Genomic DNA, 26,862 nt, shown 5'->3' on the forward strand with positions numbered 1-26,862 from the left:
ACCGGTCGAATTCTCTCCCCAATCCGCCAGCTCCATCGATCTTGAACATTCTGGAGCTGCCATCGCGATAGAAACATGCGTTGGGTTGGAGGCACCCACGACAAGCGCGACAATAGCCAAACTGGACAACCGCATCACGCGGGCTCCTCGATATGCGATTTGTTGACTATGGCTGTGCCGTCGTGCATTTGGCAACTCGCCGCAACGCCTCGGGCTGCCTCCTGTACTAGTGGAGACGGTGATGACGCGGCGCACGAGCCATTGCCATTGACGACCCGAAAGTTCCCAACGGACGCATGACATCCTCGGTCGGTTGGAAGAATACTGGCATGGCTGCCGCAGCGACGGGACGTTGACGGTCTCGGCTCGCAACCAAGGTCCCACCGGATCCCATTTGCACAATGGTCGCCGTCACGTTGCGATGAGTGCAGCGACAGCCGAGCGCACTCGCGGCCGCAGGTGACAGATCAAGGAACGCCCCGGTGAATGGACCCCGATCGGTCACCGTGACCTGTACCGACCGGCCGCCGCTCTGAACCGTCAGGACGGTGCCGAAGGGCAGCGTCCGGTGGGCGGCGGTCATCGCAGCGCAGTTGAGTACGCCCCCGGAGGCAGTGCGGCGACCGCACAGGCGGTCACTCCCGCCGTAATAAGTGGCGCTCCCAGAGAGACGATGCGCCTCGGCCACAGAAGAGAGCGAGAGAAGGACGATGCCGGTCGCGACCATGCGTATCATGCTGGATCCCTCGTGTATGAAAGAGGCGCTGCGACAGTGTCGCCTCACCGCTAAGTCCAATCGGAGGTCCTACGGAGCAGGAGGTCAAACACCAAGCCCATAGGCAGCTTCTAACTCTGTTGATCGGCAAAGGTGCCGGAAATGGGGCAAAATGGTTTGCGAGGCGGACCAGCGGCTCGGAGAGAAGAGCCCGAGGCGGACGATCAACTGATGGCACCTGCGCCGCACGATCTGTTCAAATTCGAGCAATCGATTTTGGCGGAGGCTCTATTCACACAAGCATGCTTTCCGCAAACTTTTTCCCTCCCCCACCCCTTTGGTCAAAAACTTGGCCGGGCCCGATCTTGCAGCACCCACGCGCTTGCAAAAGCCATCGCGCTCGGCGGTGACCGTGACTCATTGCACGACGAATTGCATTTCCGAAGAAAGTGGATTCCGAATTGCGCATCGATCAGATAGATTCAGTGGCGTTTACACATGAACGTGCGATCACACGTAATTCTTTGGAGGATAAATCTTCTATGCGGCCGGCAGTTTCCTACATTCGCGTGTCCAAACCTAAGCAGGGCCGCAGCGGTCTCGGTCTCGAAGCGCAGCAAGCTGCAATCCGCTTGTTCTGCGCACAGCACGGCTACAGCATCGAAGCTGAGTACCGCGAGGTCGAGACCGGTAAAGGTGCTGATGCACTGGAGCGCAGGCCTGAGCTCGCAGCCGCCATGAAGCTCGCCCGTAAGCTCGGTCGAGGCGGCAAGTCAGGCGCGGCTCCGATCATCATTGCCAAGCTGGATCGATTGAGCCGTGACGTTCACTTCATCAGCGGCCTTATGGTGCAGCGAATCCCCTTCATCGTCACTGAGCTCGGGCCCGACGTGGACTCGTTCATGTTGCATGTTCATGCGGCGGTGGCTGAGAAGGAGCGCGAGCGCATCGCTCAACGCACGAGGGAAGCGCTCGCAGCCGCGAAGGCTCGCGGACAGGTGCTCGGCAATGCTGCAATCGGAGAAGCCCGCAAGGCTGAAGCGGACCTGCTCGCCGAGCATTTTCGCCCGGTATTCGCGCCGCTATGCAACCTTCCCGCCAAGCGCATCTCGGCCATCCTGAATGAGCGAGGTTTGACGACGGCCCGAGGCGGCAAATGGCAGGCTACCCAAGTCATCAGAATGCTCAGCCGCCTGCGGTTTGCAGATAAGGTCTCTCTCAACCCGGGTCGTCCGACCTGACTTTCGCGGGCGGGATCAGCAGCATAGTGTCGGCGCTCAGTCCCCCGCCCGCCGCGATGCGATACAGTTCAGCATCGCTGAGCTCATTGATCGGAACATCTTGCCGATCAAAAACCTGCACGGCCTTGCCATCCAGGCGGTCGATGAGCTCACGGATGTAAGCGAGATTACCCTGTTCCGCCTTGTCGAGCAGTTGATCGGCGACCCTGCGTAGCGCCAGCGGGCGGTTGCGCAGCGCAATCCTGAGCGCGTCGTTAAAAGGCTTTTCCTTATTTGGGCTTCCGATTGGCCGTCCCATGAGAACCTCCGCAGCTAGATATTCCTGCTGCTATGCTCTGAATCATATTTCAACATTTGCCACGGAACTAGTCGCTTCGCGCCAGACAGCGCACTCTGATAGCACTCTTAAGATTTTCACTGGCTGGTTACGTAACCATCCACGCGGCATGAAAACCCTCAAGTCTTCATTTTCGATCTTCGAGATTTTCATGAGCATGCTCTGCCTTGAACCTTGGGGGTCTTCATAGACGGCTAAGTCCGCCTGCAGGCCCGTCCATTGGCGCTTCTTCTTCGACCACTCGAGCCGCCAAAGAAATCTATCCCGCGCTGCTCGGTCCACGCCGATAGATGCTTCCGGTTGCGTCAACATTTGCGTCGACCTACAGGCACTAGCTCACCGCAATCGCCAATTCCGGCGATGTTCGGCGCTGATCCGCCGCAGCGCGAAGAGTGTTATGCGCAGGGCGTCGGCTTCCTCAAGGGTCAGAACGGCTAATTGGGTCTCAGGCTGCAGCAGGTCAATGCCGTCTCCCATATCACCGACAGAAGATGAAACCTCCAAGGCGGCAGTCAAGACAGCCTCGGGATCAACCCGCTCCGGCATGGCGAACTGGTAGCAATCGTCTTCGAGCACGAAGAAGCCCAACCGCACAAGAAGTGCGAACTCGCGACAAAGAAGACCACTCTCATCGGCGTAAAGATCAAGCACAAGCACATGAAGGTGGTGCTCAAGCTCCCCTAGGAGCTCGAGCGCAGCGGCGCCAAGATCGGGAATGCCGTCCGCAGTAAGCAGTTGCACATGACCCGCATTGTTCTGTCTGTCCAGTACTTGAGACCAAAAGGTTTGGGCCTCAGCTGCTTTGACCAGCCACGCCGCAACAAGGCGACAGTCGGGCTCATCTGGCATTTTGAGTAGGACATGCTGGCTACCGGCAGACATTTGGTGAGTCTTTGACATGCCACTCGTCTCCTTGCTGGGAGCCTATTGCCTATGCGCGCCAGAGCAGCCGGCCTCGGGTTACGCTGGTTACGCTTGGTCGTGAGGGTGGACCACCAAACCATCACACTAGGAGGCGGGCGTAGGCCCCGAGATACTGCTTGTATCCGCATTCGGGGTCCTCAGCGATTTGCAGAGGATCGGTGATCGGCAGCCACCGCATCATCACGGTTCTGGCATCCTGCCCAATGGCCTTCCCTGCGGTGTGGACCGAAATGTCGTTGATAAACCGCTCGAAAAAGAGACCAGCCGTGGCGACATCCTCGCGAGGAATGTCACGGGATGCTGCGGAGCCGAGCAAGTCGCGCAGCCGCTCGCGGACGAGCTTGAGCTCGTAGTGGGCGGCAATCCAACCCAGCTTTTCCAAGGTGGCCGGCTGGATCGCATCTACCGTCGGGAGCAGCAAGCCGAGGTACTCCAGGTGGCAGCGGCGCCAGATCCGCCACATGTTATCCGAGTAGTGCTCGTGAAGCGCCCGCTCCGGCAAGGCGTCGACCCGGATCTGATCCAGCTCGATGGCAGCCACGAAAACCGCCAACAGATCGCGGATGTTGTCCCTCGAGATGATTGTGTGCATCGGATGTCGCTCCGTCGAGCTACATAGTGCAGCTATCCTATCCTATTCGTTGGTTGGCCGCAGCCACAGCGGCAAATATTTACTAGCGGCAAAGGATCTCGCACGTCATTCGAGTGCGTAACTAGCGGCCCAACTCCTTAGTGTGATGCAACGGGCGACGCGAAGGGCCAGTGGCGCGCAGCGCGCTCTAACGCTAAGATCGCCTGCGCGCGGATAGGGTAGGCCACCCGAAAAGCCGGCTCCGCACCGGCCTGCCGCGTTTTACTCTGCGGCATGCTCTGGCGGACGAGCGATGAAAGATGCGGACGATCCGATTCCGATCGGGATGATTTCTATTAGCGAGGCATTTGAGCGGGTGTTTCGCGCGATTACCGATGACTGGGAGCTTCTCGTAGAGCACCTGAACCCTTCCTCTACATTTTATGCGCAGGTGCCGGAGCAGGACGTCAAGCGCGAGCACAATGCAGCGTGGCGTCACTACGACGATGCTCAGCGTCGGGCCAATCAATGGTTGCGGGACAGGATCAACGATGGGGCGTTGGCTGCGTTAGTCCGAGATCCGAAGACGGGCGAAGTTCTCCAGCTGGACCGCAGCAAGTGGACCCCTCTTGGTGAGTTCGAAACCGGAATTGCCGACGACCATGTGGGGCCTGACGACGTTCTTGCGTCTGGGCCAAACACAGTGATCGCAGGCGCAAGGCGACCCGTGTTTTTCTCTCTCGGGAACTTCGATGCTGTCATGAAAGGCTTGGCAGAGCCTGGGACGGAGGATCTCGAAGATAGCGAAGTCGCTCGGGGCCGAGCGAGCTCGCCGCCTCCATCTGATGCAAGGCGCACGCAGAAGCAGCACATATTGGACATTTATCAGCGGCTTTGGCCAGACGGTTGCGATGAGCGGCCGACACAGCGCAACAAGAAAATTGTGAGCGAATTTCGGCGGCTGCATAGACCACCGCCAACTGACCGATCCATCCAGCGTGCGCTGAAATCCGACTAGACCATTTTGCGACAATTGCGACAGATGCGACAAGTCGCGACTGTCGCCACTTGTCGCTATGAATCGCGCGCCCTTCTCCACATCTTCGCGGCTACGCAAAGCAACACCGGCCAGTTCGCGTCGATGTTGACCGAAGCGTTTACCGGTCGCTGCGCTCTGAGCGCGGTACGGCGATCAGTTCATCGCAATGGCGCTTTATGGAGGCCGTCATGGCCAAGAATGACGATGATGACGAGGATTTCACGGCGGAGGACTTGGAAAAGTCACTCGCAAGCAAGCATCTGACTTCCACTGCAGTCGGCAACCGCAAGCTCCGGTTGACGATTTCCTTGGTCAAGAAGCGGAAGTTCCAGAATGAGGATGGAAGCATCGAGATCAAGCCGGTGCTGCACTTCTTCGATAGCGCCAGCTCGCTGCCGCTGAACAAGACCAACCAGCGCACGATGGTTGCGGAACTGGGCGACAACCCGCAGGCGTGGGTGGGTGCGGTCATCGGCATCTTCACCGATCCGACCCTCATCTACAACGGGAAGCCCGCCCTCCGCGTGAAGGTGCTCAAGCCGCCGGAGTCGGGACCGAGCGGTCCCGACTGCGACGATATCCCGCTCTATTCGTAATCACCAGGGAAGTCTCGAGGGCAGTCGAGGCTTCCCCCTTTTTTGCGTTGCAAAGATGAAGCCGACCGAAATCCGCCTCAAGCTTCTCGCGCAAGGTTACCAGCCGATCCCGACGGCTGGCAAGGTGCCGCTGCTGGCCCATTGGACAAAGCGCGAGCAGACCTCGACTGGCGACGTCGAGATGTGGTCCGAGCTCTATCCGAACACCAACACCGGTATCCTGTGCGCCTCCGTCCCCTGCCTCGACATCGACATCGAAGACCCGAATGCCGCCGATGCCATTGAGGCGATCGTGCGCGAGCGTTTTGAGGAACGCGGCGCGATCTGCGTTCGGTTCGGTCGTTCGCCCCGCCGGGCGATCTTCTTCAAGGCGGAAACGCCCTTCAAGCATGCTGAGCGCAAGTTTGTTGCTCCGAACGGCGACACGAAGCAGAAGGTCGAGATGCTGGCCGACGGCAGGCAGGTCATCGTCCACGGCATCCATGAAGGCACCGGCAATCCCTACTCCTGGTTCGGCCCCGCACTGTACGACTGCCCGCGCCATGCCCTGCCTGAAATCGATCAGGCAGAGACGGAAGCCCTGTTGGATGAAATCGCGCGCGTGCTCGTCGAGGCGCACGGCTACGAGCTGGCAAGGTCTCGCAAGCCCCGCGACGGCCACGACCTCGAGCCGGCAAGCACCGATTGGGAAGTGCTGCAGCGCGACATTCTCGCCGGGCATTCGCTCCACGACAATTTGCGCGATCTCTCCTGCAAGATGATCTATGCCGGCATGAAGCCTGGTGCCGTCGTGAATTTTCTGCGCGGGCTGATGGAGCAGTCCAACACTCCGCGTGATGACCGCCGGCAGGAGCGCCTCGCCGACATCCCGCGTCTCGTCGACGGCGCCGTGAAGCTCAAAGCCGAGGCTGGCAGGCTTGTGAGCCGCGATGCGCGGGCCCCTGGTGAAGCCGGTGCCGCGCTCCTCGAGGACGTGCGTGGCTTCCTGTGCCGGTTCGTCAGTTACCCCTCCATGCACGCGGCCATCGCGCATACCCTCTGGGTCGTACACACGCACCTGATGAGCGCGTGGGAGAGCACCGCGCGGCTTGCATTCCTTTCGCCGGAACCGGGGTCGGGCAAGACCCGCGCCCTGGAGGTGACTGAGATGCTGGTGCCGAGGCCCGTGCATGCCACGAACGTTTCACCCGCCTACCTCTATCGGAAGTGCGGGGGCGAAGGTGGACCGCCGACCATCCTGTTCGACGAGATCGACGCAATCTTCGGACCGAAAGCGCGCGAGCATGAGGACGTTCGGTCGTTCCTCAACAGCGGTCACCGCCGCGGCGCCACCTTCGGTCGTTGCGTCATCTACGGTAAGCGCGTCGAGACCGAGGACGTGCAGAGCTTCGCCGCCGTCGCGCTGGCAGGGCTGGGCTGGCTGCCGGATTCGATCATGACCCGCAGCGTGGTTATCCGCATGCGGCGGCGCACGCCCAACGAGCACGTCGAGGCTTTCCGGCACCGCACCCATGCCCCCTTTGGCAGGAATCTGTTCCTCCGGCTCGAAGACTGGGCGGCAACCAGCGCAGACCACGCCGAGGCAGCGCGGCCGGAAATGCCCTCAGGCATCGAGGACCGGACCGCAGACGTGTGGGAGCCGCTGCTGGCAGTTGCAGACCTTGCGGGTGGCGAGTGGCCTGAACTGGCGCGCAAAGCAGCCGTCGCGCTGGTTGCCGCCGCGACTACCGATACACCACCGAGCCTGAACATCCGCCTGCTGTCTGATTTGCGGACGATTTTCGCCGCAGCCGACGCGGCGATCCAGATGACCGTCCCGAAAGGGCTTCCAACCAAGGCAATTCTGGAGGCGCTGCACGCGCTTGAGGCAGCCCCGTGGAGCCACCTCAAGGAGCCCTTCAACGACCATTCCCTGGCGAGCCGGCTGCATGGCTACGGGATCAAGTCCGACAAGCTCCGGCCGCATGGGGCGAACCAGTGCAAGGGCTACCTCCTCGCCGATCTGGAAGATGCGTGGCGGCGCTATTTGCCCCCTCCCGTCTCTCTCAGCCCCCGAGAAGGCGTCACAACCGTCACAAGCGTCACAAGCGAGGCTGTTCAGGGGGGAGCCGGTGACGCTTGTGACGGTTGCAGCGTCACCGGCAAGGATCATCCGTCACATCACAATGCTCAGGCTCCAGACGCTGTGACGGATGTGACGGATGTGACGCCTTTTCCCGGCGGCACAGAGAGGCCGACGAGGCTTGCGGCGGAAGGTTCCGAGAAGGGCCTGAGCGTCCATTTCATCCGCGAGCTCGCGGAGTGGTATCTGGGCAAAGTCGAGGAAGAGCGGCTGGCGACCGGCACGGTTGGGCAGGCGGCGCTGGATGCCGAACTGCGCGCGATTCTCTCGGACCACGGTGTTTTCCCCGAGTTCATCGAGATCGAGTCCGAGCGCGTGATGCAGGTCGTTTGCGCCCCCCTGGAGTACACGGCCAAGTAATGAAGACGCGGACCAGTTCTACCGGCCCGTCGAGATGATGGAAGTACATGATGACAGCAAAAAAGGCAGCACTCGCCGAAGCCGAGACCGAAGTGGTGCACATCACCGCTGCGCGCCGCATGCTCACCGAGACACAGGTGCTCGAGATCATCCCCGTGAGCCGCACCACGCTGTATCGCATGGAGAAGGCAGGTCGCTTTCCGAAATGCACCTACATCAGCCCGAACCGGCGCGTCTGGTATGAAGACGAGATCGTGGCCTGGCAGAATGCGGTTGATGAGTTTGATCCGCATCGGGCGCGGGGCAAGGGCCGGCGCGGGCGTGGAATTGTTGCCGGTGGGAGGTGATTCGAATACGCGCTGAGGATGGGGTTGACCGACCTATGGCTGCCTTTTGGCGATGACGTCTGCACATCTCACCGGAAATGCCTCAAGGATTTGGTGATCGCCGCGCTCGACCGCAAGATTTCCAGCGAGGCTGATGAGGAGGCGGCACTGTCGCATGAAGCCCGCCAGAAGGCCGAAGCTGAGCTGATGGGCGACCTGGTGGTGGTCGAAAGCGACGAAAGTGCGCTGGTGTGGCAGGCGCAGGCGCAAGGTCTGCCGTGCGATCATCGCGCCGACATCTCGCCGGTCGCGCTGCTTGGTCTGAGGCTGGTCACAGCCCGGCGATCAGACGCATTGCCGGGCACCAGCCGCGAACATGGTTTCGAGGTTCGCGGTGCTGGGCGACAGCGATGAGCGAGACGCGCATCCGCTTCTCCGACCTGCGTGCCAACTCAGCAGGGGATGGATGCGCAGCGGGGACAGTCGGTGGCTGCTCCCGCGCGACCTTTAGCACGAACCGCGCGCCTAGGTCTCGCTACTGGCTTAGTGGCGTCGGGTTCGGTCGATCAAGAAATCATCCAACTGTCTGCCAGCTTGAATTTCCGGCCCAAGCCATCGGGGTTGCTTCCCACGGCCGGACCAAATCTGCATTGGGTTATCTGGATTTCGATACTTCGGTCGAACGGGAGGGTAGCTGCGTCGCGACCGACGAACGTCCGATATGTTGTCGGCCCCTTGAAGACGACGTAGCTGTTGCTCGAGCAAGGTTTTTTTTCCCTCTAGTTTTTGTGTGAGCTGAAAAGCCACCTTTTCATGGAGCTTCCACAGTTTATCTGTGGTCATCGATTTTAAGTCTTTACCTCTCACGATACGCCTCCGATGTTGTTTTTGGCGGGCGTCGGCGTTGGGCGGCACCCAGGCGTTGGACAATCATCAGTTCAATCGGCTGGTTTCTCCGAGTGTTGAGCACCAAATTTTACAGCCAAAGCGTGTGTGGTGGTCATTGTCCTCTGGGACAATGACCGGTGTGATCGCGGGGCCCATGGAGCCGCCCGCCGGCAACTGTTTGGCTCGCATCACCCCGTAGCTCGATCCTCTTTGTTGCATGACGATTTGAGCGCATCGTCGGGAACGGCGCTGCAACGCCTTGCCTCATCCCACGGCGCGCATCCACAGGTGCTCGCTCCGGCCCCCTTGGGATCAGCGACCGATAACGCGGCTTGATAAGATCAACGCTGCCGACCGCCACCAACGATGGCGCACGGAACTTGATCCGAAACAGGCGTCCATCGTTGCGGCCATCGCGAACGGCATTTGCGTAGGTCTGGCCGCCTACCTCGCCTTCGTCGTGCTTTCCTACTTGGCGAATATGACGGCTACCGCCACTCCGTCTCGCGCTCGCGCCGCACCGCATCGCTCTCCGGGTTCTTCGACTTGACCCACGTCTCGACGGTTGGATCGGTCGCTCGAAGACTTGCGATAGATCAATGTCACAGAACGACTGAGCCGGAAGGTCGCCAGTCTCACGGAATCGTGAGGATTAGAATTTCGGCGTCCACCCGAATTCGTGCGGATTGACAGCCGACTGGCGCGGACGGCGGCGGCATCCGCGTCACGGTGCAATAGCCGTCGCGTTTTGGAGGCTAGCGATGTCTATGTATCGCCTGCTAAGAAATGCCCCGTTAGGAGAGACCGGCCACCTGATCGCGGCCTACGAATTGACCCTGCGCACCCTTGATGTGGTTGATCGCAACGATCCACGGACCTTGATTATCGCAAAGAAGGTCTTAGAGATAGAAGAAACCGGCCTCAAAGATCCAGCCGAAATATCGAAGCGCGCAGTGGAGGCGCTCAGGTTCAATTAGGTTTCGCGCGCCATCCCGGCGCACCATCAGCCGGTAGCCGTCATGCTTGATTTCGTGGACCCACACCGGGCCGGACGGTGGCCGGACCACCTTCGACGGCTGGCAAGGTTCGATGAAGCCGGAGGGACGCCGCCGCTGCAAGGGCATCAGGCTGTCATTCGAGCCCGTTGAGGAAGGGGTTGGTGAGTTGGGCTCGCGCCGCGTGATCTTCTTTGTCGGCCCCGCGCATGACGATCTTGAGCATGTCGTCGGGCAGCGGCCTTTGCATTGCCTTAGCTTCATCCCACGGCGCGCGCATCCAAACATCCCGCTCTTCATTGGTTGTCAGGATCACCGGCATGGCCTTGGGATGGATCGGCTCGACCACCGCGTTGGGCGATGTCGTTAGGAAGCCGTACACTTGATGTGGCCCCGGCACCGGCTTCGACTTCGTGCCGCGATCCCCGTTGAACGTGGTCCAGATGCCCGCGAACGCGGTAAGCGGTCGATCATCGTTGAGTGAGAACCAGACGACATCCTTCTTCTTGGTCTCTGGGTTCGGCTCCGGCGCGTATTCGGCGAAGCTGTTGAACGGCACCAGACATCGGTTCTCCGGCTTCAGCCGACCGCGCCAATGCGGTGACGACGTGTTCCGGATGTTCGTGACCGGAGGTCCGCCTGTGCGGAGCGGCGGCGGCATGCCCCATCGCATCATCGCCAGCTCGCGCCCAGTGTCGGTGTTGCGCACCACCGGAGCCGGATAATCCGGAAACACGCCCGGCATCGGAGCGAGGTTGCCGACGTAGCGGTAGACGACACGGAACAGCGCCGCGATGGCCGCTTGGTTCGTGGTGATGCTGTAGAGGTTGCACATAGTCAAAGCGTCGATAGGGTCGTTGTTTTCGACGGGTCGAACTTCAAACTCACGAGCGGTGCGCATATGCGCTCGATGTCGCTCTGAAATTCCAGCACCAGCTTCTTGTTCCTCTCGGGCTCATCGGCCCCCGGGCCCTTCGTATTCCAAATGTCGGATCGCAGCTGCGCAACTGTGCCTTTCTCATCGGGCCGGATCGGATGATCCATAAACATCAAGACCTCGATTGCCGCCTGTATACCGCGCTGCGCCCGGAAGAGCTTCATGAAGCTGCTCTTGGTTTCGCTGCCAAACACTGCCATGAACTTCGGCTGAAGAGAAAGCACGCGCTCAAAATAGCTGACGTGGCGGTCCAACCTGTTGATCACCGCATAAAGCGATTTCCGCCGATCCTTCTCCTCCTGGTTCAATTCCTCATCTGGCATGTTTTGCCATTCGTGCTGCCCGATGAATGGACGCTGAATGTCCTCAAACACCATTTGCGCTTCATATGCGATTGACAGTGCCTCCAGTGCTATGTCGAGCTTCCGTTCTTCGATCTGCTCACGTTTCCAACGGCCAAATGTCCGAAAGCTACCAAATGCGATGCATAGAGTGATCGAGAAACCAATAATGGTCAGCAACTGGGTCCAGCCAAAGGCCCAAGGGTCATTCACGTCGTGTCCTCCGATCCGAACAGAACTTTCACTCTACCGCTCGCCCGGCCACCACGTCGATGGCGGATCGCTGGCTGAAATCTTGTTCGGACGCAGCGCGACCAGATGGCTGCGCTTGTAAGGATAGCCCCGGACTTGCGAGCAGTCCTTACACCGCATGTACCGTTCCAGTTCGTGGATCGGCGTTGCCTTCGGTCGCCGCACGATGTCGAGGGCGACGGCCTGGTTGGTGTCGCAGCCAAGACAGCGGACTTCCAGGTAGCGGTACCCGGCATTGAGTGCGTTACCGAGCGTCGGCGATGGCTGGGCAGGTCCCTTAAAGCCCAGCATGCGCGCATTCCATGCCTGACAGGCGAGCCGGTCGGCTGCCTTCCGGGCCTCTGCTGCCTGCTCCGCCGCCGCTCGAACGACGCGCCATAGATCGTCTCTCGCGATTTCGTACCCATGTGCGACAGGATCGCCGGGCCGCGCGGGACAGGCAAGCCGCTACCTGTTGAGGTGGACAACGCGCCGGGCACAACGGGGCGGTCAACCTGCGTTATTGGCGGCGGCGACAGTCAGGCCCGAAAACAATGTTTGACAATGATTTTTCCGTGAAAATCAGTGTTTTACTGCGGGCGAATTCGGTGGCTGAAACTGGAGGCTCGGGCTTCGTCCGGGCGTTAACCGGAGCAAGCCATGCGAAACCCGCACCCGAAGCCCTACATCGTCACCCAGAACGGCAAGCCGCTTTTCACCGTCCACGCCTACAGCGTCGAGCAGGCGCGCGCGCTCGCTGCCGCGAAGGTTGCAGGCGAAACCATCGTTGTCGGTCCCATCGGAAACTGCCCAAATAAACTTGGAGGCTTTGCGATGATCCCCGACACCAAGAACGGCCTTCCAGCGATGGCCTGCGTCTCAGCGATGCAGAAGGCCATCAGGCGCGGGCTTGAACGCGAGGCGATGGAGTTCGCCGTCGAACTCATGCACACGTCGAAAGCCTTTCACACCATGGTCTGCAATCGCCTCGAAACCATTTGCCATGAAGACCTCGACACACTGGCGGCACCGTGGGTTGTGCCGTTCGTCGCCGCCGCTGTCGCGCAGTCCAAAGAGCGCTACAGCAAGAGCGTGGGCGAAGCCCGGCTGATGATTGGCAGCGCGATCCGCATGATGGCGCGCGCGCCGAAGTCCCGCGCGGCCTGTCACTTCGGCGCGGCCATCGGCCTGCGGTCGATGCTGGAGAGCTTCGCGCCGACGATCCCCGACTGGGCAAACGATCAGCACACGCTGGCCGGTCGCAAGCTGGGCCGGGGCCTCGACCACTTTCGCAGCGAGGGTGCGAAACTGGTACCGCCGCCGGCAGAGCCGGACCTTTCGAGGACGAGGCTTATCGGTTGTGGGCGATCAAGCAGCGGGGGAATTGACGGCGCGGGCTGGTCTCGCAACCGGCGCTTCTATCAAGCCCGCTTTATACCGGGTGGCCGCCATGTCCCTTCGCCCGCCGGTAGGATCGAAGGTGGAGTAGGCTTCGGCCAGTAAAGCCGCATCACGAGATAGATCTTGTCATCTGGCGCGGGAAGCCAATTTGCTTGCTTGTCCGCACCGGGGCTGTCTTTTTGGAGGTAGAGCGTCACCGAGCCGTCCGCGTCTTTCTTCATGCCTGATAGCATCGGAGAGTTGATCAAGTAGCGGTTGATCGGGTTCTTGATCAAGAACTGGCTCTTCCCGTCGTACATAGTCACCGACCAGAAAGCGTTGACTGGCGGTAGCTCGCCGGGTGCGAAGGTGAGCGTGTACTTGTACTTGCTGCCGTCAAGTTCCTCACCTGAAGCGTCTGTTCGAGTGTAGGGGTACATGGCTTCCACAGCATCGTTGCCGTAGAGACCGCCCTTTGCAGCTCCAGCTCGCATCACCCAGTCGCCTTTGAAGAACGCTTCGTCACCAAAGAACGAGCCGACCTTCCAGCCGTTTATGGTCTTGTTTCCGCTGGACAGCCACTTGTCCACCTTGTCATCAGCCTGCTTCATTCCGATGAGCATCTCGGCTTTGTGTTCGAGTGGTAGCTCCTTGAAGTCGAACGTCTTGCCGGGGCCAATGCCGATTTTGGCCAGCCTTGCACGGACGGCCTTGTCTCTGGCCGTCTCAGGAACGAACGCGAGAGCGGCATCGAGGTATTCAAAGAAATGATCCTTGATCCCGGCAGTGGTGGCGGGAAGGAAGGTGATGGTCGGCGCGGCGGGCGGAGCGGGCTGTTTGAGGAAAGCGGAGAGCGGTTGCGCCTTGTACCCCGCCTGAACTTTCTCGACATTCGGCATGTCGGCTGGATCGAAAAGCTGAGTGCGCATAGCTGTGAACACGAAGGGCGTGGTTGATCGAAAGACGCGCTTGATCCCGGTCGGAGTTTGACCTTTCCAGTCGGGACCGACGACCAGATAATCGCCGGGTTCAGTACCAGTCGCCCGCGTTCCGATGTAGCCGAAGTTGTAGGTGTTGCCGTCGATAAGCTGGACCGAATAGTACCGGCTCCGCTCCACCATCGGCACGGAGACAACCATCGGCTCAACACGCAAATCGAGCCAAATGAACGAGTAAGGCGTATCGCTATTCGGGGTGATGATGGCCGTATCCGCTGGAGTGGCGACATGGTGCATACTGTAGAGTTCGTTGAACGGAGCCTTGAATTGCCCCGAGTTCCTATCAACTGCGAACTCTTGCATGACCGCATAGTTCATAACGAGCGGCAAGCCGAAGATGAAACCTTCTTCGGCAATGTCCTTGGCCTCAAAAAGGCTGGGCCATTCCGGCTTGCCTTGGGCATTTACGTCGCTGGACACAAACGCGGTGGATGCGAGGGCGGCGATTGCAGCAGAGCGGAGCAACTCCCGTTTGGTAAGCATCAACAACTTCCTTCCATCTCTCGCCTTGTGAACGACGTTCGAACAGGCGCACAAGTACACGCGCAGGGTGCATCGCCAAAAATCCTATCTCTGCCGGAGCAGCAGCACTATGCAAAAACGGCAAAAAAAGTTCTGTGTGCGCCGAAGTCGCATAGGCCATGTGACGCATGTGTGACAGCTTCTCAACGCGCGCACAAAAAAAGCATCCGGAGCGACCCGGCCTGAATTGGTCAACTCAATTCGCTCGGAGGGGACCCGATGTGCGAAGAACCATTGACCGCCGCTCAGTGCGACGAGGTTGAGAAGGCGATGCGCGAAGACGCTGCCGCTTTGCCGCCAAGTTCGCCTATGAGGGAGAAACTGTTGCAGATGGCGAATGACTACCGCCTTTTGGCAGACCTCAAAAAATCAGTACTGCGACAAGTGAACTGATCAGCGCTCGCCAGCAAGGCGAACATCCATCGCAAGCCGGAGCCAAGACTAAGGCCGCTCAGTTTTCGCTTGTGCTTCCCTCTGCCCCTTGAAGCGCCGCATTTGTGTACCGGATGGCACATAATTTAAGGCGATATGATGATTTGTAAATATATTCATACGGCGCGGTCGCGCGGTCCCGGCAGCGTTCGATCTTTCTTACAGTACCTTGGCGACCGATTGCGGAGGGATCGCCCATCCGCCAGCGCTCCCGTCGCGTCGCTCGACTTCTTCCGTGGCACAGAAGAAGTTGCCGGGCACGCACTGCCAGCGCTACCGCGCCACCACCGACAGCGCTCGCGCGCATGCTACCACACCCCGCCATTTCGGCGGCCGTTTCACCATTGCCCGCCAGCATCAAGGCGCGGACAGGCCCGGCATCATCCGCACCGTCACATCGAGCGCGTCCCTATCACCGCGACGGGATCGGGGTAGCAGCCCGCTACCCCGGTCAGCGGGGTCCCGGCGCACCGCCTCCCTATCGGGGAGCAGTTGCGGCAGACACCGGTCGCGGCATGCCCGGCTCCTTTGCAGGCTGTGGGCATGCTAACGTTAGTTGCTGTGAGGATTAACGTACCCGGCAAGGGATGGGGCGCATGAGATTATTGATCCGATGGATCGGGGACGGTTTCATCGTTGTTGGCGTTGCACTGTTCATCGCAAGTCACCTCCTAACTCATAACAGAGGAGGCATCTCCGCGATTGCTGAACGCTTCTACCACCCACTCGCGGACGCTTTACAATTGGCAATGTGTATCGGACCCGGATTATTGCTTATTGGCGTTGCCGATTGGCTCGAAAAAAGAAGGAGACGCACAGACCGCTCCGGACAATCGCCGAGCAACGAGGAGCAAGAAGCGCCGAGCATCACATTCATGAGTGCTTTGCCAAATCCAAAAACAAATACGCCCTTGAAGATGGTCGAGCTTAGGGCACTGCTGTTCATGTATTATGAAAACGCACAAACGATAGCTGAGGTAAGTGCGAACGTCCTGCCTTTTATAAATTTCCGCAGTCCGTCGTAGTAAGCAGAGAGCGCCAGCCGCTACTCATAGTTCGCATTGAAGAGAGTTCAGTTGGCTCCACGCTTTGTGCGATTGTGCCATCTGGCGAAATATACAACTTCGGTCGTTTTTCCCGCACTGACCAAAATACGTTTCTCACAAAGGCTGCGCAGATAGTCTCAGAAGTTATTTGATGATCGTCTGCAAGTCGGTTAGCTCCAGGATATCGCGGCGGCTGACAGGACTTGGGAAGACATCACGCCACCGTGTCATGGTCACCACGACAGGCGACGGACGGCAGGCACCGCACCGATAGAGGGCGGCAGGCGCGCGACCCTCGCGACACCGGCAGGCATCAGCACGACCCGGATGGATGATCCCCGTCGAGGCTGGCGTCCCGCTTGGCACAAACTGCACATCGCCGCGCGTTGATCTGCGTCAAGCCATGCCGAAATCGCATAGTCCCGGCCTCACTTCCGCTGATAACATCCGTGCATGGATGGGGGCAGGATTTACCGCGTGAACTATGAGGAATGTCGAGCTGAGGCCGCCAAGGCTATCAATCCGTCCAGCAAGGCGCAGTGGCTGTTGTTCGCCGAAGAATGGTTGAAGCAGGCGGAAGCAGCCGAAGCCCAACAGCGCCGCGATGCAGTAACCGCTAGAGCCGTTTCAGCAAATTAAGGCCCTTGATGTCGGGTCGAGCGCGCGACCGTCGCGACAGCGTCAAGGCCACAGGAAGGCCCCACAGCGTGCCGCCAGCGCCGAGCCCGGCCATCGCATCCAACAGGCCCGCGCCGCGTCCGTTGCGGCTCCCGCCATCGCTGCCTGCCCCAGAGGATCATCCTGCCGACCATCTTACAGAGGCACCATCGCCAAGCAGCAGATGCTGCTTTGCGGCTAAATGAGAGGCCGTCCGTTGAGGCGGCCTTTGATTTGCAAGGGGGGGGAATTGGCTCAACATGATTTCAAGCAGGAGCCTTTGCTGCGTTGCTGAGGCAATCTGATCCCGGGTGTTCTCGCGCAGGGAGATCGCGTCTTCTATGGCGCGCTGGGCGCGGTCCAAGAGTTCCTGAGTTTCGGGGCTAAACCGTTCTGACACAAGAAGCGCTCCTGCTTTGAGGCGGGAGCGCTGTGGCGTCTCTCAGTCGACCGACGCCCTGACATCGTGGCCGGTGATGGAGGGTAACTTACCACGCGCGAGGCAGGTCCTAAATTGGAGATCGCGATCCGCCGGGCCATCGAGGACCTTCGACTGGCCCTGCTGTGGGCGGCCCCAACTCCCGCCCAACGAACCAGCCATGTGAAACTAGGGCCTAATAGGGCCCGGCGCGTTTCCGCCGTCGCGGGTCGCCGTCGCGACCATCCACTAAGTCCTTAATTCGACTTGGTTTTTAGTGTTTTCGTCGACCGCCAGAAAGGACTGGACGACAGGACCACACGGTTTTGCCGTACGCACGGTTCGCCATTTCGCCACCGGTTTCGACGGCGTTGTGCACGTTGCCGCCGACCTGATGACGAGACGAACCTAGCAGCGCCGCTCGTCGGAACGAAGCCTCGGGCTCACGGAGAGCAATCCGCCCTGCCCTTAGCCTTTCGCACCCGAACGCTGCCGCGTCCACCGCAAGCCCGGCTCGCGAACGTGACGACCACAAGATCGCCCCTCAAGGATGAGCCGGGATGAGCGACACATACGCTAAAACCGAATTTCGGTAAAGTGGAATATATTTGAAAAGAGGGGTTGACGCGGTCGTGGCTGTTTCGGCCGACGCGTCTTAGCCTGAGACCTGTAACCGCAGACGCGGCTGCGCGCTCCCGGGTTCCCCGGAGTCCACCTCCGTCTGACCTTCCTTAAGCGCGGCCTATAATTTCTCTCATAGGTCGACCTCCATGCCGCGAGGCCGCTCGATCAGGAAATTAACGGTTTGGTAACCATACGAGCCTTGCTCGAAGGATTAATGCAAATCACACGCCGCCGGTGTCTCCCCCGCAACGACCCTGCTATAGAGCGTAGATCCGGCTCCATCGACCACCCCGAGCCATCTGTTTTCTTGGTTGCACATGAACAGACCTAGCAACAAATTCAACATCGCCATCGAGCAGGGATTCGACTTCCTGTCGCCCGACTACGCGGAGCTGTTTGACAACTCGGCCGCCACCGCGTTCCAGCATCCGCTCTGGCTGGACACCCTCTACACCAGGCTCGCGTCTCATGCGGGGGCAACTCCTCTGGTTGTTGTGGTCCGCCACCGCGCGACGGGCGCCCTTGCGATGGTGCTGCCCTTGCTACGGATCCGGCGCGGCCCGATACGGACCGTCGAATTCGCCGACCTCCGCGTCTCCGACTATCTGGCGCCGGTGTGCAGCCCGCAGCTATTTTCTGAGCTGCTCAAGGACGAGAGTGCGTGCGCAGAAATTCGGTGCCTCGTCCGCCCGTTCGATCTGCTCCGGATGACCAAGCTGCCGGATGGACGGCTTCCGATCGAGAACCTTCTGGCTGCGCCTCGCCGCATAGCGATGGACACCAATGCCTACGCCACCGTTCTCGTCACGCCATTCGAGCAATGGCGCGCCAGTGCGTTGGACCGTTCCTACCAGAAGGAGCTCGCAAAGAAAGCCCGGCAGCTCCAGAAGAAGGGGGACGTAATTTTTTCATGCTGCAGCGACAGCGCCTCCGTCCTGGAGGTGCTGGACGTGATGAAGAAATTTCGCGGGCCGCGCTTTCAGGCACATGGCGACGGAGATTTGCTCCAGCGCCCCGAATATTACGGCTTCTATTCCGAGATAGCGCACCGCGGTCTCGGCTCCTTTGTCCGGCTCTATGCCATGAAGATGAACGGCGAGGTGATTGCGGCCGTGCTCGGTCTCTGCCATCGCGGTAGATTCCTCGTGATCATGGGCGCCTTCGACATTGCCGGATACAAGAGCCAGTCCCTGGGCGCACTGATGTTCGAGCAGGTGGCGAAGGATTGCATCGAGCGTGGGGATCAGATGCTCGATTTCACCATCGGCGACGAGCCTTACAAGAAGCAGTTCGGCGCGGAGCCTTCGCCGATGTGGACCGTCACGCAGGCCGGCAGCACCACGGGCGCCTTCTCCCTATTCGCACTCAAACAGGCGCCTTGGCTCAAACTGGCCGCCAAGCGAATGTCGGAGTTCAGGCTTCTGCCAACCCGCACCTCAACGCCGACGCGCTGACCGGCGCGAGGCGCCGACGGGCGCGGCTCTCAGGCGCGTAGCGCGCTTCGAACATGCGCGAGCCAGCCCGGACGCATCTGATCGACCCGGTGGGTGATACTGCGTCGCAGGAAGTGCAGCCGCCGCCGCACGTCCCAGCCGATATCGTTGCGGGACGTCAGGGCCTGCCGGAAGCGCGCCATCTTCAGTGATTGCTGGTCCGCCGCGAGCTTGTCGAGATCGGAATAGAATTCCGAAATCTTCTCCTGGCCCATGCCTGCGGTCATGAGCCAACGCGGCGCATATTCGGTGCAGAGGCGCTCGACGTCGACCAGCAGGCGGGCAACGCCGGTGCCGGCGGCCGGACAATTGGTCTGGAAGGCGTCGCCGATGAGCACGACCCCGGGCTGGAGATGCCCCTCCACGACGGACAGGTCCATCACCCAATTCTGCACCCGGTCGATCACGCGGAAATCGCCGAGGTAGGCGCGCAATCCCGGCAGCAGGCGCAAAACCGTCGCTTCCGGTTCGCGGCGCAACTCGCGCATGATCGGATCGGTGGGGTCTCGGAACATGAAGAGATTTGCCCGCATGCCAGCACGGACGGGAAACAGGCTGAGATAATCGATGCCGTCCGCCGTGCGCTCGCCGTAACAGGTCAGCGCCTCGAAGTCGAACGGCGCATCATCCCGGCGGGCGATCGTGAAGCCGAACGAGACCGAATGACGCTCGGCCAGCACGCGCCGCTTGATGCCGAGCTTGTAGCCGAGAACGCCCGCCATGCCCGTGGCCAGCACGACGAGGCGCGCTGTCAAGCGCCTCCCGGACGCGAGCTCGATATCCTGGATATCGTCGCTGCATTTGATGGCCGTGACCTCGTCGACGATCAGGCTCGACGGATTAGGCAGTTGGCTGCGCGCCATGGCGACGAGATCCGCATATGGAAGTCCGTAAGCCCGGCCGACGCTGATATCGACCACCTTGCCTTCCCTGATATTGAGCACCTGGTCATACCGGCAGGCCACGTTGTCGAGCGCGTCGAGGAAGCCAAGCTTGCGCAACATCTCCAGCTGATGGCCGCCGATTTTCTCGACCCGGAACTCGTCCGGATGGACCGCGCGCTTGTCGACGAGAGCGACACGATGCCCCGACCGCGCGAGCACGGCCGCCGCGAGCGAGCCCGCAAGCCCGCCGCCAACGATCGCGATGTCGGCGGTGATCGTCGAAGTGCCGGCTGCGGCAATCGGCTCGGGCAGGCTATCCGCCGTCATGGTGCAGGCTCCCACGGTCAATGATGATTGCCTGAGCAATTCTCACGCCTGATGTCGCATCGCAGGAGCAAACGCGATCATTTCTCGATATCTCGGTTAATGCAGCGGAGACCTGCCCGGCCCGATGAGGTCCGGCACGCGCCTTGCTCGGGATGGCCATTCCCGGCGAGCTGGTCCGCATTCCAGCGGCTCATCTCGCCTCATCGGCCGTCGATGCGGCGCTATGCCGCCACGCGATTAGGCTGCACTTTGCTCTATCCGGGACAGTGGGGTCAGCGATGTTCCATAGTGAAGCACCAGGCATGACCGCGACGTCGCCGCGGTCGGCAGGATCACGGAGACCGTCCATTAACACTCGCGATTTTTCGGCATGCTAGGCTTTTGGAGGTAATCGGAAAATGTCTCTTCAGGGGAAGTTGCCTCTTAAATTTCCATGATCGAATCCATCGTCCAGTTCATGCGGCGCGACGTGACTCGCGGTGTTGCCGGAACCATCCTTCTCAAGGTTGGTAGCGGCGCGCTTGCGTTCGCGTTGTTCTCGCTTGCGGCACGAACGATGTCGCCCGATGGGTTCGGCATCTTTGCGACCTGGCTTTCGGTGGCCCAGATGGCTGCGGTCGTCGGTCTGGTGGGCCAGGAATCGCTGCTGGTGCGATTTCTGAACGAGTATCGGGCTGGAAATCAGCCCGATCTCACCAAAGGCGTGCTGCTATCGAGCTTCAAGATTTCCTCCGTCGCGATGCTGATTGCGATCGGCGCAATCGCGATCGGCGCCAACATCAAAGGCGCCTCGTGGCTGCTGGTTGTCGCGGTGTCGGCCTACACGGCCGTGAATGCGGGACTGATGCTTGGCAGCCAGATCGCACGCTCGCTGGTCAGCATTCTCATGGGAGAAGGAAACAGGGAGTTCTTCTGGCGAGTCAGCGTCGTGCTGTTTCTGCTCGCAATCATGTCCGGCCATCGGCTGCTCGATCCCGCCGAATTGATCGCCGTGATGACGCTTGCCATGTCCGTCGGGCTGGTTGCACAGATCATCGCGATTGCGCGAGTTCTGCCGGATTTCCGCGGCACGGCGGTGCGTTCCGAGCCGTCGCGCTGGAGATCGAGCGCGCTTCATTTCTGGGCCGCATCCATCCTCGAAGCCGCGAACCAATATTTCGACGTCATTCTGGTCTACTGGATGCTGGACCCGGCAACTGCCGGAATTTACTTTGCCGCTTCGCGCCTCGCCAACATCTTCGCCATGCTGTCGGCCGCATTGTACAGTTTTGGTGCACGTCGGCTCCCCTCGCTGTACTTCAGCAAGAACCATCAGGAATTCGAGCGAACGTTGAGGCTCATGGCGGAAGTGACCGCGGTGTGCGTGGTCAGCGGACTTCTCCTGATCTGGGTTGGCGGTCCCCATCTGCTCAACCTGTTTGGGCCGCATTTCGCTGCGCAGCACTGGGTTCTGATCGTGCTCGCCATCGGAACGGCGTTCCAGGCAGCGGGCGGTCCGTCTGCGGCGATATTGCAGCTGACCGGCTATGAGCGCGAGTATGTTCCCGTGATTGCCGGGAACGTAGCGCTGCGGCTAGTCGGATTTCTCGTCCTCATTCCCTGGCTCGGCGTTCTTGGCGCAGCAATCTCGGCCACTGTATCGCTGGCGCTCGCGACCATCGCCCTCAACATCATCTGTCGCCGGCGAACCGGCGTCGACCCCTCGATCTTGGGGCTTCTGCGTTTCTCGGCGTCGAAGCCTAGCGCCTACGCGGTCCGTGCCGCGGATGGTGAATAGAGCGTCAGAATACGTCGGGCGTGTCCCGCATGAAGAAGCGCACCGGCGACCGTCAGCGCACCGGCAGAGTCGTTTTCGCACGCTCTCAGTGGCCCGCTCCAACCTGAATATCGATGGCTGGTCGGCAGTTACCCACGTCCTATTCGCTTCGTCGGGAACCGCCGGAATACCCTGGTGAACGACGCCCTTGCGGCAGGGCGCATTAACTCCGTTTCTTGCTAGTCGGTGTCCGCGTGATGCCCGCATGGTAGATAGGCGGTTAAGAAGGTGAAAAATTCGTTTCTTCAGTGGGTCGGGATCCGTGCTGCATTATCAGCCAAACAGGGTGTTGGGCGAGACGACTGCGACAGCACTTCCGCCGTCCAACGGTGGCGGACGAAAGCTGCACGTGCTCCTCGTACAGACCCAGGCCGAGAACGCCGGTGCGCAGGAGATCTCGCGCCTGCTTGGCGCCGGGCTGACCGCCCGCGGCTATCGGGTCACCAATCTGTTCTTCTTCCGCAAGTCGGATTCGTTCGATGAGCCGCCGGACACGATTTATTGCGCGTCGAGCCGGCCGGGAAACCCGCTGGCGCTGCTGCAAATGCTGTGGACGCTCGGCGGCCATCTCAGGGCCACGAGGCCCGACGCCGTTCTGACCTTTCAGCACTTCGGCAATGTCATCGGCGCCGGCGTGGCGCGCCTCATTTGCCGCGCGCCTGTCATCGCCAATCAGGTTTCCTCCGCGCTGTCGATGAGCTGGCCGATCCGTATCGCCGACATCGCCATGGGCAGCCTCGGCTTCTTCGACCGCATCACGCTCAATTCGCTGGACATGCAGCGCGAGTATTCGCGCTACCCCAGGGCTTATCGCGCGCGCATGGTGCATGTCCCGCACGGCTTCGACGACAAGGCCCTCACGCTGACGAAGCAAGCTGCGCGACAGAAATTTAATCTGCCGCCGGATCGCACCCTGCTCGGCTGCGCAGCAAGATTGCACCCGCACAAGCGGCTCGACGCGGCGATACGTCTGTTGCCGGATCAACCATCCTGGCACCTCGCATTGGCCGGCCAGGGAGCCGACGAGGCCCGGCTGCGGCAGTTGGCAGATGATTTGAAAGTATCGGACAGGCTGCATCTGCTTGGCGAAATCACCCCGCGCCAGATGGCGGAGTTTCTCGCCGCTCTCGACGTGTTCGTATTTCCGACACAGGCGGAGACCTTCGGCCTCGCCGCTGTGGAGGCCGCAAACGCCGGCGTTCCCTCCGTCGTCACCGATCTTCCGGTCTTGCGCGAGGTGTTGTCCGTCGAAGGAAAACCGACAGCGCTGTTCGTCGATGCCTCCGATCATACCAAGCTGTCCGCGGCCGTCTCCAGGCTCCTGACGGACCAAAAACTGAGCGACGAACTGCGGCAAAACGCCAAAGGCCTGAAGCTGCGCTATTCAGTGGATGCCATGGTGGAAGAATACGTTCGAATTCTCGGCCAGGTCATTTGATCGGGACGCATTGAAACGGATCGGCTCGACATGACCATCGAGTTTCGCTGTGAAATTGAGCATGCGCGGCGATGGATGGGCCGCGAGACGCTGTCGGTCGACGGCCGGGATGTCCCGGTCCAGATCGTATGGACGGCAACGACGGAGCCGCGCCCCACAGGTCTCGACGCGCTGTTCGAGCTCGAACGTTTGGTGTTGCACAAGGGCAAGCACAGCGGCACCGATCGGCTGAAGATCAGTCCCGACCGGATGCAGGCTCGCGCCGGCACGGCAGACGTCATCGTCGATTTCACCGGTGCCGCGCGGGATCCGAACTGCTCCGCCCGGCAGTATCTCCGCCCGCTGTTCAATGGAGCCGCAGGCGAAAACGCCGCCCTTGCCGCCATTCTCGCCGGCGATCTGCCCGTGATCGAAATCATCGACGAGATCGACGGTGCAGTCCTCGATCGCGGCCACCCCTCCGGAGAAATCGCAGCCGGTCTGAGCGGCGGCCTAGAAACGGTCATGGCGCGAACCCTGACCATGGTGGCGGCCATCCTGTCGGGACGGCCGCGCATCGTGCCGCAGCTGGCACGCCCCGCTCGAGCCACCAACGGCCGCCCGCCGGCGGCGTACGTCGCGCGCGGGCTCGCCATATCGATCGCCAAGGAGATCTATCGGCTCTGCTGCTATGCCCCGCATTGGCATGTCGGATGGCGCATCAACAAGGGCGCAGGCGTCTGGCAGACCGGAGATCTGTCAGGGCCTTCGTGGAACGTCCTTGCCGATCCGGGAAACCACTTCTACGCCGATCCTTTCCCCATCACCGGGCAGGGAAGAACATTCGTCTTCTTTGAAGACCTCGATCACCGGGTTGGAAAAGGCATCATTTCCGCGATCGAGTTCAACGACGCCGGCCCGATCGGAGCGGTCGTCCCCGTTCTGGAGGAGCCTTGGCACCTCTCTTATCCGTTCCTCATCGAGGACGATGGCGCGTTGTGGATGATCCCGGAGAGCTCGATCAATGGGGACGTCGCCCTCTATAAATGCGTTCGGTTTCCGGACAAATGGGAGCGGCACGCAACGCTGCTTTCGGGCGTCGAGCTGGCCGATGCCACGATCACCCGGCACAACGGCCTGAATTATCTGTTCGGAGCCTGGCGCGACGGCACCGGCGGCTATTCGGATTCGCTGGCGATCTATTATGCCGAGCACCTCATGGGCCCCTGGTTGCCGCACGCCAGCAACCCGGTCCTGATCGATCGCGCGAGCACGCGGCCGGCGGGGAATTTCGTCACCATCAATGAACGATTGTGGCGACCGGTCCAGGATTGTGCCGACGGATACGGGGCAGCGCTCGCGCTGGCGGAAATCGCCGAACTATCGCCGACGACGTTCAAGCAGATCGTCCGTCACTCTGTGAGGCCCGGACCGGTATGGCCCGGCAGGAAGTTGCACACCTTGAACCGCTGCGGACAGCTCGAGGTGATCGACGGATCGCGTGTTCAACCCAAGACCCGCGCCTTTGGGGGCAAATTTCCATCGGCCGTTCTGTCGCCGCGAACCAGTCCCTCTACCGCCAGCTAACGCGGATGGCTGAACAGGTCCGTCGTGGCGTCATCGACGGCGATATCGACCAGCGCCGGGCCGCTCGATGCCAACGCTTCGGTCAAGGCGTAGTCGACATCCCCGGCATCGGTCACGCGCCGCCCCGGACAACCCATTCCCCTTGCGAGCGCCACGAAGTCGAGCCCGGGCAAGTCAATTCCGGGCGGGCGATGCGCCTGCATCAGCTGGCTGAAGGCGCGCATCGCGCCATAGCCTGAATTGTTCATGACCACGAAGGCGATCGGCAGGCGGCGTTGCACCGCGGTCCAGATCGCCTGGATGCAATACATCGCCGATCCGTCGCCGATCAGGGCGACGATGCGGCGGCCCGGCCGCGCCAGCGCCACGCCGACGGAGGCTGGCAGGCTGTAACCAAGTCCGCCGCTCGTCATCGTGTAGAAGCTGTCCGCGCCCGGCCGCGGCAGGAATTGTTGAATGGCAGGACGATGCGACGGCGCCTCCTCGACCACGATCGCATCGCTCGGCATCAACGCCGAGAGCCGGGCGAGCGCATGGCTCGGCGGAATCGGATTTTGCGCGGCAGGAGCGGAAGGCCGCATGCGCGGGGCCGGCACCTCGCGCTCAGCGATATCTGGCATCGCCGACAGCAGCCCAGCCAGTGCTTTCGGGAGCGTGCTGATGATGGTGTCACCGACAGAAGCGGATGCGGCTTCCGTCGGATCATCCGTGATCTGCCAGACCGGCGTTCCGTCGTCGAGCAATTCGCATTGTCCTTCGACATGGAAAGTAAACACCGGCGCGCCGACCACGATGATCAGATCGGCGCCGCGCAGGGCGCGGGCGAGACCTCCTGGTGCTGCCGGAAGGAAGCCGGCGAACAGCGGATGCAATTCCGGAAAGCTCGAACGGCTCGACATCGGGCTTGCCCAAACGGCCGCGCTCGCCTGCTCGGCCACAGCGACCATCGCGTCGACGCAGCCGCTGCGGTCGATCTCGGGTCCGACAACGAAGATAGGTTTTTTGGCGGCTCGGATCGCCGCGCCGAGCCGAACGATCGCCGCCGGATCCGGCGCAAACTCCGTCGCGATGTGGCGGACCGGCGGAGCGACTGCGGGCCGCGCCCAGTCATCCGACGGCACCGACACGAATGTCGGACCGCGCGGATGCTGCATGGCGGTGAGGAAGGCCTGCGCGATCGCCGCTGGAACATCTTCGGCGCGCGCCGGTTCGGCGCTCCATTTCACATAGGGCTTTGGGAACTGTGCGGCGTCCTCGGAGAAGAGATAGGGTCGCATCCGCAACAGGCTGCGTGCCTGCTGTCCGGCTGTCACGACCATTGGCGTCTTGTTGCGGAACGCGGTGAAGAGATTGCCGAGCGCATGACCAAGCCCGGCCGCCGAGTGCAGATTGACGAAAGCCGGACGCCCCGTCGCCTGCGCATAGCCATCCGCCATGCCGACGACGCAGGCTTCCTGCAGACCGAGCACATAGTCGATGTCATCGGGCCAGTCGCCGAGGAAGGCAAGCTCGGTCGAGCCGGGATTGCCAAAAACGCGATCGACGCTAAATGACCGAAGCACACCGAGGGTCGCTTCTCGAACCGTGAGAATTTTCGAATTCATGAATGGACGTCCTGGTGGGCTTCGCTTGCGGCGC

25 protein-coding genes and 1 pseudogene are annotated in these 26,862 nt (G+C 61.0%); 15 read left to right on the top strand and 11 right to left on the bottom strand.

The annotated features are described in order from the left end of the window. Positions 1-226: 226 nt before the first annotated feature. On the bottom strand, positions 227-736 hold the full coding sequence (locus AC0L27_RS00005; RefSeq protein ID WP_473317794.1) for a septal ring lytic transglycosylase RlpA family protein: 510 nt from the start codon (positions 734-736) through the stop codon (positions 227-229). Between the two features lie 440 nt (positions 737-1,176). On the opposite strand from AC0L27_RS00005, the gene AC0L27_RS00010 reads away from it, so the two are divergent. Further along, complete coding sequence (locus tag AC0L27_RS00010) at positions 1,177-1,956, top strand: recombinase family protein (protein WP_473317795.1); 780 nt, start codon at positions 1,177-1,179, stop codon at positions 1,954-1,956. Here the strand turns inward: AC0L27_RS00010 and AC0L27_RS00015 are convergent. The 3 genes from AC0L27_RS00015 to AC0L27_RS00025 all read right to left on the bottom strand — a co-directional run bounded on the left by AC0L27_RS00015 (position 1,934) and on the right by AC0L27_RS00025 (position 3,809). Next, positions 1,934-2,254 carry a hypothetical protein gene (locus tag AC0L27_RS00015; RefSeq protein WP_473317796.1) on the bottom strand — a complete coding sequence of 107 codons (321 nt, stop codon included), beginning with the start codon at positions 2,252-2,254 and terminating at the stop codon, positions 1,934-1,936. The two genes, AC0L27_RS00010 and AC0L27_RS00015, sit on opposite strands and share 23 nt — an antisense overlap. 375 nt (positions 2,255-2,629) lie before the next feature. Further along, positions 2,630-3,193, bottom strand: a complete 564-nt coding sequence (locus AC0L27_RS00020) for a hypothetical protein (RefSeq protein WP_473317797.1) — start codon at positions 3,191-3,193, stop codon at positions 2,630-2,632. Positions 3,194-3,296: 103 nt separating this feature from the next. Then, positions 3,297-3,809, bottom strand: coding sequence for a hypothetical protein (locus AC0L27_RS00025; RefSeq protein WP_473317798.1), 513 nt, complete (start codon positions 3,807-3,809; stop codon positions 3,297-3,299). A gap of 292 nt (positions 3,810-4,101) precedes the next feature. On the opposite strand from AC0L27_RS00025, the gene AC0L27_RS00030 reads away from it, so the two are divergent. The 5 genes from AC0L27_RS00030 (at position 4,102) to AC0L27_RS00050 (ending at position 8,645) form a co-directional block, all read left to right on the top strand. Beyond that, entirely contained in the window at positions 4,102-4,806 is a 705-nt protein-coding gene (locus tag AC0L27_RS00030) for a hypothetical protein (protein WP_473317799.1), read from the top strand. A 209-nt stretch (positions 4,807-5,015) separates the two neighbouring features. Further along, positions 5,016-5,423, top strand: a complete 408-nt coding sequence (locus AC0L27_RS00035; protein WP_473317800.1) for a hypothetical protein — start codon at positions 5,016-5,018, stop codon at positions 5,421-5,423. Between the two features lie 55 nt (positions 5,424-5,478). Beyond that, positions 5,479-7,905 carry a DUF3631 domain-containing protein gene (locus AC0L27_RS00040; RefSeq protein WP_473317801.1) on the top strand — a complete coding sequence of 809 codons (2,427 nt, stop codon included), beginning with the start codon at positions 5,479-5,481 and terminating at the stop codon, positions 7,903-7,905. A 47-nt stretch (positions 7,906-7,952) separates the two neighbouring features. Further along, complete coding sequence (locus tag AC0L27_RS00045) at positions 7,953-8,252, top strand: helix-turn-helix transcriptional regulator (RefSeq protein ID WP_473317802.1); 300 nt, start codon at positions 7,953-7,955, stop codon at positions 8,250-8,252. Positions 8,253-8,270: 18 nt separating this feature from the next. Beyond that, positions 8,271-8,645 (top strand): hypothetical protein, encoded by a 375-nt coding sequence (locus tag AC0L27_RS00050; protein WP_473317803.1) that lies wholly within the window; start codon positions 8,271-8,273, stop codon positions 8,643-8,645. A 129-nt stretch (positions 8,646-8,774) separates the two neighbouring features. Here AC0L27_RS00050 and AC0L27_RS00055 read toward each other — a convergent pair whose 3' ends face one another. Further along, positions 8,775-9,074, bottom strand: a complete 300-nt coding sequence (locus AC0L27_RS00055; RefSeq protein WP_473317947.1) for an H-NS histone family protein — start codon at positions 9,072-9,074, stop codon at positions 8,775-8,777. 806 nt (positions 9,075-9,880) lie between these two features. Here AC0L27_RS00055 and AC0L27_RS00060 point away from each other — a divergent pair. Continuing rightward, complete coding sequence (locus AC0L27_RS00060; protein ID WP_473317804.1) at positions 9,881-10,096, top strand: hypothetical protein; 216 nt, start codon at positions 9,881-9,883, stop codon at positions 10,094-10,096. Between the two features lie 154 nt (positions 10,097-10,250). On the opposite strand, the gene AC0L27_RS00065 is transcribed toward AC0L27_RS00060, so the two are convergent. The 3 genes and pseudogenes from AC0L27_RS00065 to AC0L27_RS00075 form a co-directional block, all read right to left on the bottom strand. Then, positions 10,251-10,949 carry an SOS response-associated peptidase gene (locus AC0L27_RS00065; RefSeq protein ID WP_473317948.1) on the bottom strand — a complete coding sequence of 233 codons (699 nt, stop codon included), beginning with the start codon at positions 10,947-10,949 and terminating at the stop codon, positions 10,251-10,253. Positions 10,950-10,951: 2 nt separating this feature from the next. Beyond that, positions 10,952-11,605, bottom strand: a complete 654-nt coding sequence (locus AC0L27_RS00070) for a hypothetical protein (RefSeq protein WP_473303162.1) — start codon at positions 11,603-11,605, stop codon at positions 10,952-10,954. Between the two features lie 33 nt (positions 11,606-11,638). Then, positions 11,639-12,051: pseudogene (locus AC0L27_RS00075) on the bottom strand (hypothetical protein). Positions 12,052-12,283: 232 nt separating this feature from the next. On the opposite strand from AC0L27_RS00075, the gene AC0L27_RS00080 reads away from it, so the two are divergent. Then, complete coding sequence (locus tag AC0L27_RS00080; protein WP_473317805.1) at positions 12,284-13,126, top strand: hypothetical protein; 843 nt, start codon at positions 12,284-12,286, stop codon at positions 13,124-13,126. Here AC0L27_RS00080 and AC0L27_RS00085 read toward each other — a convergent pair. Beyond that, entirely contained in the window at positions 13,045-14,484 is a 1,440-nt protein-coding gene (locus AC0L27_RS00085) for a DUF1254 domain-containing protein (protein WP_473317806.1), read from the bottom strand. The genes AC0L27_RS00080 and AC0L27_RS00085 overlap by 82 nt on opposite strands. Before the next feature lie 258 nt (positions 14,485-14,742). Between AC0L27_RS00085 and AC0L27_RS00090 the strand changes: the two genes are divergently transcribed. The 4 genes from AC0L27_RS00090 to AC0L27_RS00105 all read left to right on the top strand — a co-directional run bounded on the left by AC0L27_RS00090 (position 14,743) and on the right by AC0L27_RS00105 (position 19,154). Next, positions 14,743-14,916 (top strand): hypothetical protein, encoded by a 174-nt coding sequence (locus AC0L27_RS00090; protein WP_473317807.1) that lies wholly within the window; start codon positions 14,743-14,745, stop codon positions 14,914-14,916. 635 nt (positions 14,917-15,551) lie between these two features. Then, on the top strand, positions 15,552-15,980 hold the full coding sequence (locus AC0L27_RS00095) for a hypothetical protein (protein ID WP_473317808.1): 429 nt from the start codon (positions 15,552-15,554) through the stop codon (positions 15,978-15,980). A 498-nt stretch (positions 15,981-16,478) separates the two neighbouring features. Then, entirely contained in the window at positions 16,479-16,640 is a 162-nt protein-coding gene (locus AC0L27_RS00100; RefSeq protein WP_473303173.1) for a hypothetical protein, read from the top strand. A gap of 1,377 nt (positions 16,641-18,017) precedes the next feature. Beyond that, positions 18,018-19,154 (top strand): GNAT family N-acetyltransferase, encoded by a 1,137-nt coding sequence (locus AC0L27_RS00105; RefSeq protein ID WP_354206475.1) that lies wholly within the window; start codon positions 18,018-18,020, stop codon positions 19,152-19,154. A gap of 29 nt (positions 19,155-19,183) precedes the next feature. On the opposite strand, the gene AC0L27_RS00110 is transcribed toward AC0L27_RS00105, so the two are convergent. Then, positions 19,184-20,404, bottom strand: coding sequence for an FAD-dependent oxidoreductase (locus AC0L27_RS00110; protein ID WP_354206477.1), 1,221 nt, complete (start codon positions 20,402-20,404; stop codon positions 19,184-19,186). 433 nt (positions 20,405-20,837) lie between these two features. On the opposite strand from AC0L27_RS00110, the gene AC0L27_RS00115 reads away from it, so the two are divergent. The 3 genes from AC0L27_RS00115 (at position 20,838) to AC0L27_RS00125 (ending at position 25,224) form a co-directional block, all read left to right on the top strand. Continuing rightward, positions 20,838-22,181: a lipopolysaccharide biosynthesis protein gene (locus tag AC0L27_RS00115; RefSeq protein WP_354055849.1), complete on the top strand. Its 1,344-nt coding sequence runs from the start codon at positions 20,838-20,840 to the stop codon at positions 22,179-22,181. Positions 22,182-22,482: 301 nt separating this feature from the next. After that, positions 22,483-23,658, top strand: a complete 1,176-nt coding sequence (locus AC0L27_RS00120; protein WP_354207327.1) for a glycosyltransferase family 4 protein — start codon at positions 22,483-22,485, stop codon at positions 23,656-23,658. Between the two features lie 30 nt (positions 23,659-23,688). After that, entirely contained in the window at positions 23,689-25,224 is a 1,536-nt protein-coding gene (locus AC0L27_RS00125) for a glucosamine inositolphosphorylceramide transferase family protein (RefSeq protein WP_354206479.1), read from the top strand. Here the strand turns inward: AC0L27_RS00125 and mdlC are convergent. Continuing rightward, positions 25,221-26,828 carry a benzoylformate decarboxylase gene (gene mdlC, locus AC0L27_RS00130; protein ID WP_354254140.1) on the bottom strand — a complete coding sequence of 536 codons (1,608 nt, stop codon included), beginning with the start codon at positions 26,826-26,828 and terminating at the stop codon, positions 25,221-25,223. The two genes, AC0L27_RS00125 and mdlC, sit on opposite strands and share 4 nt — an antisense overlap. Positions 26,829-26,862: the final 34 nt, after the last annotated feature.

Source organism: Bradyrhizobium sp. Ken51, assembly GCF_055807435.1.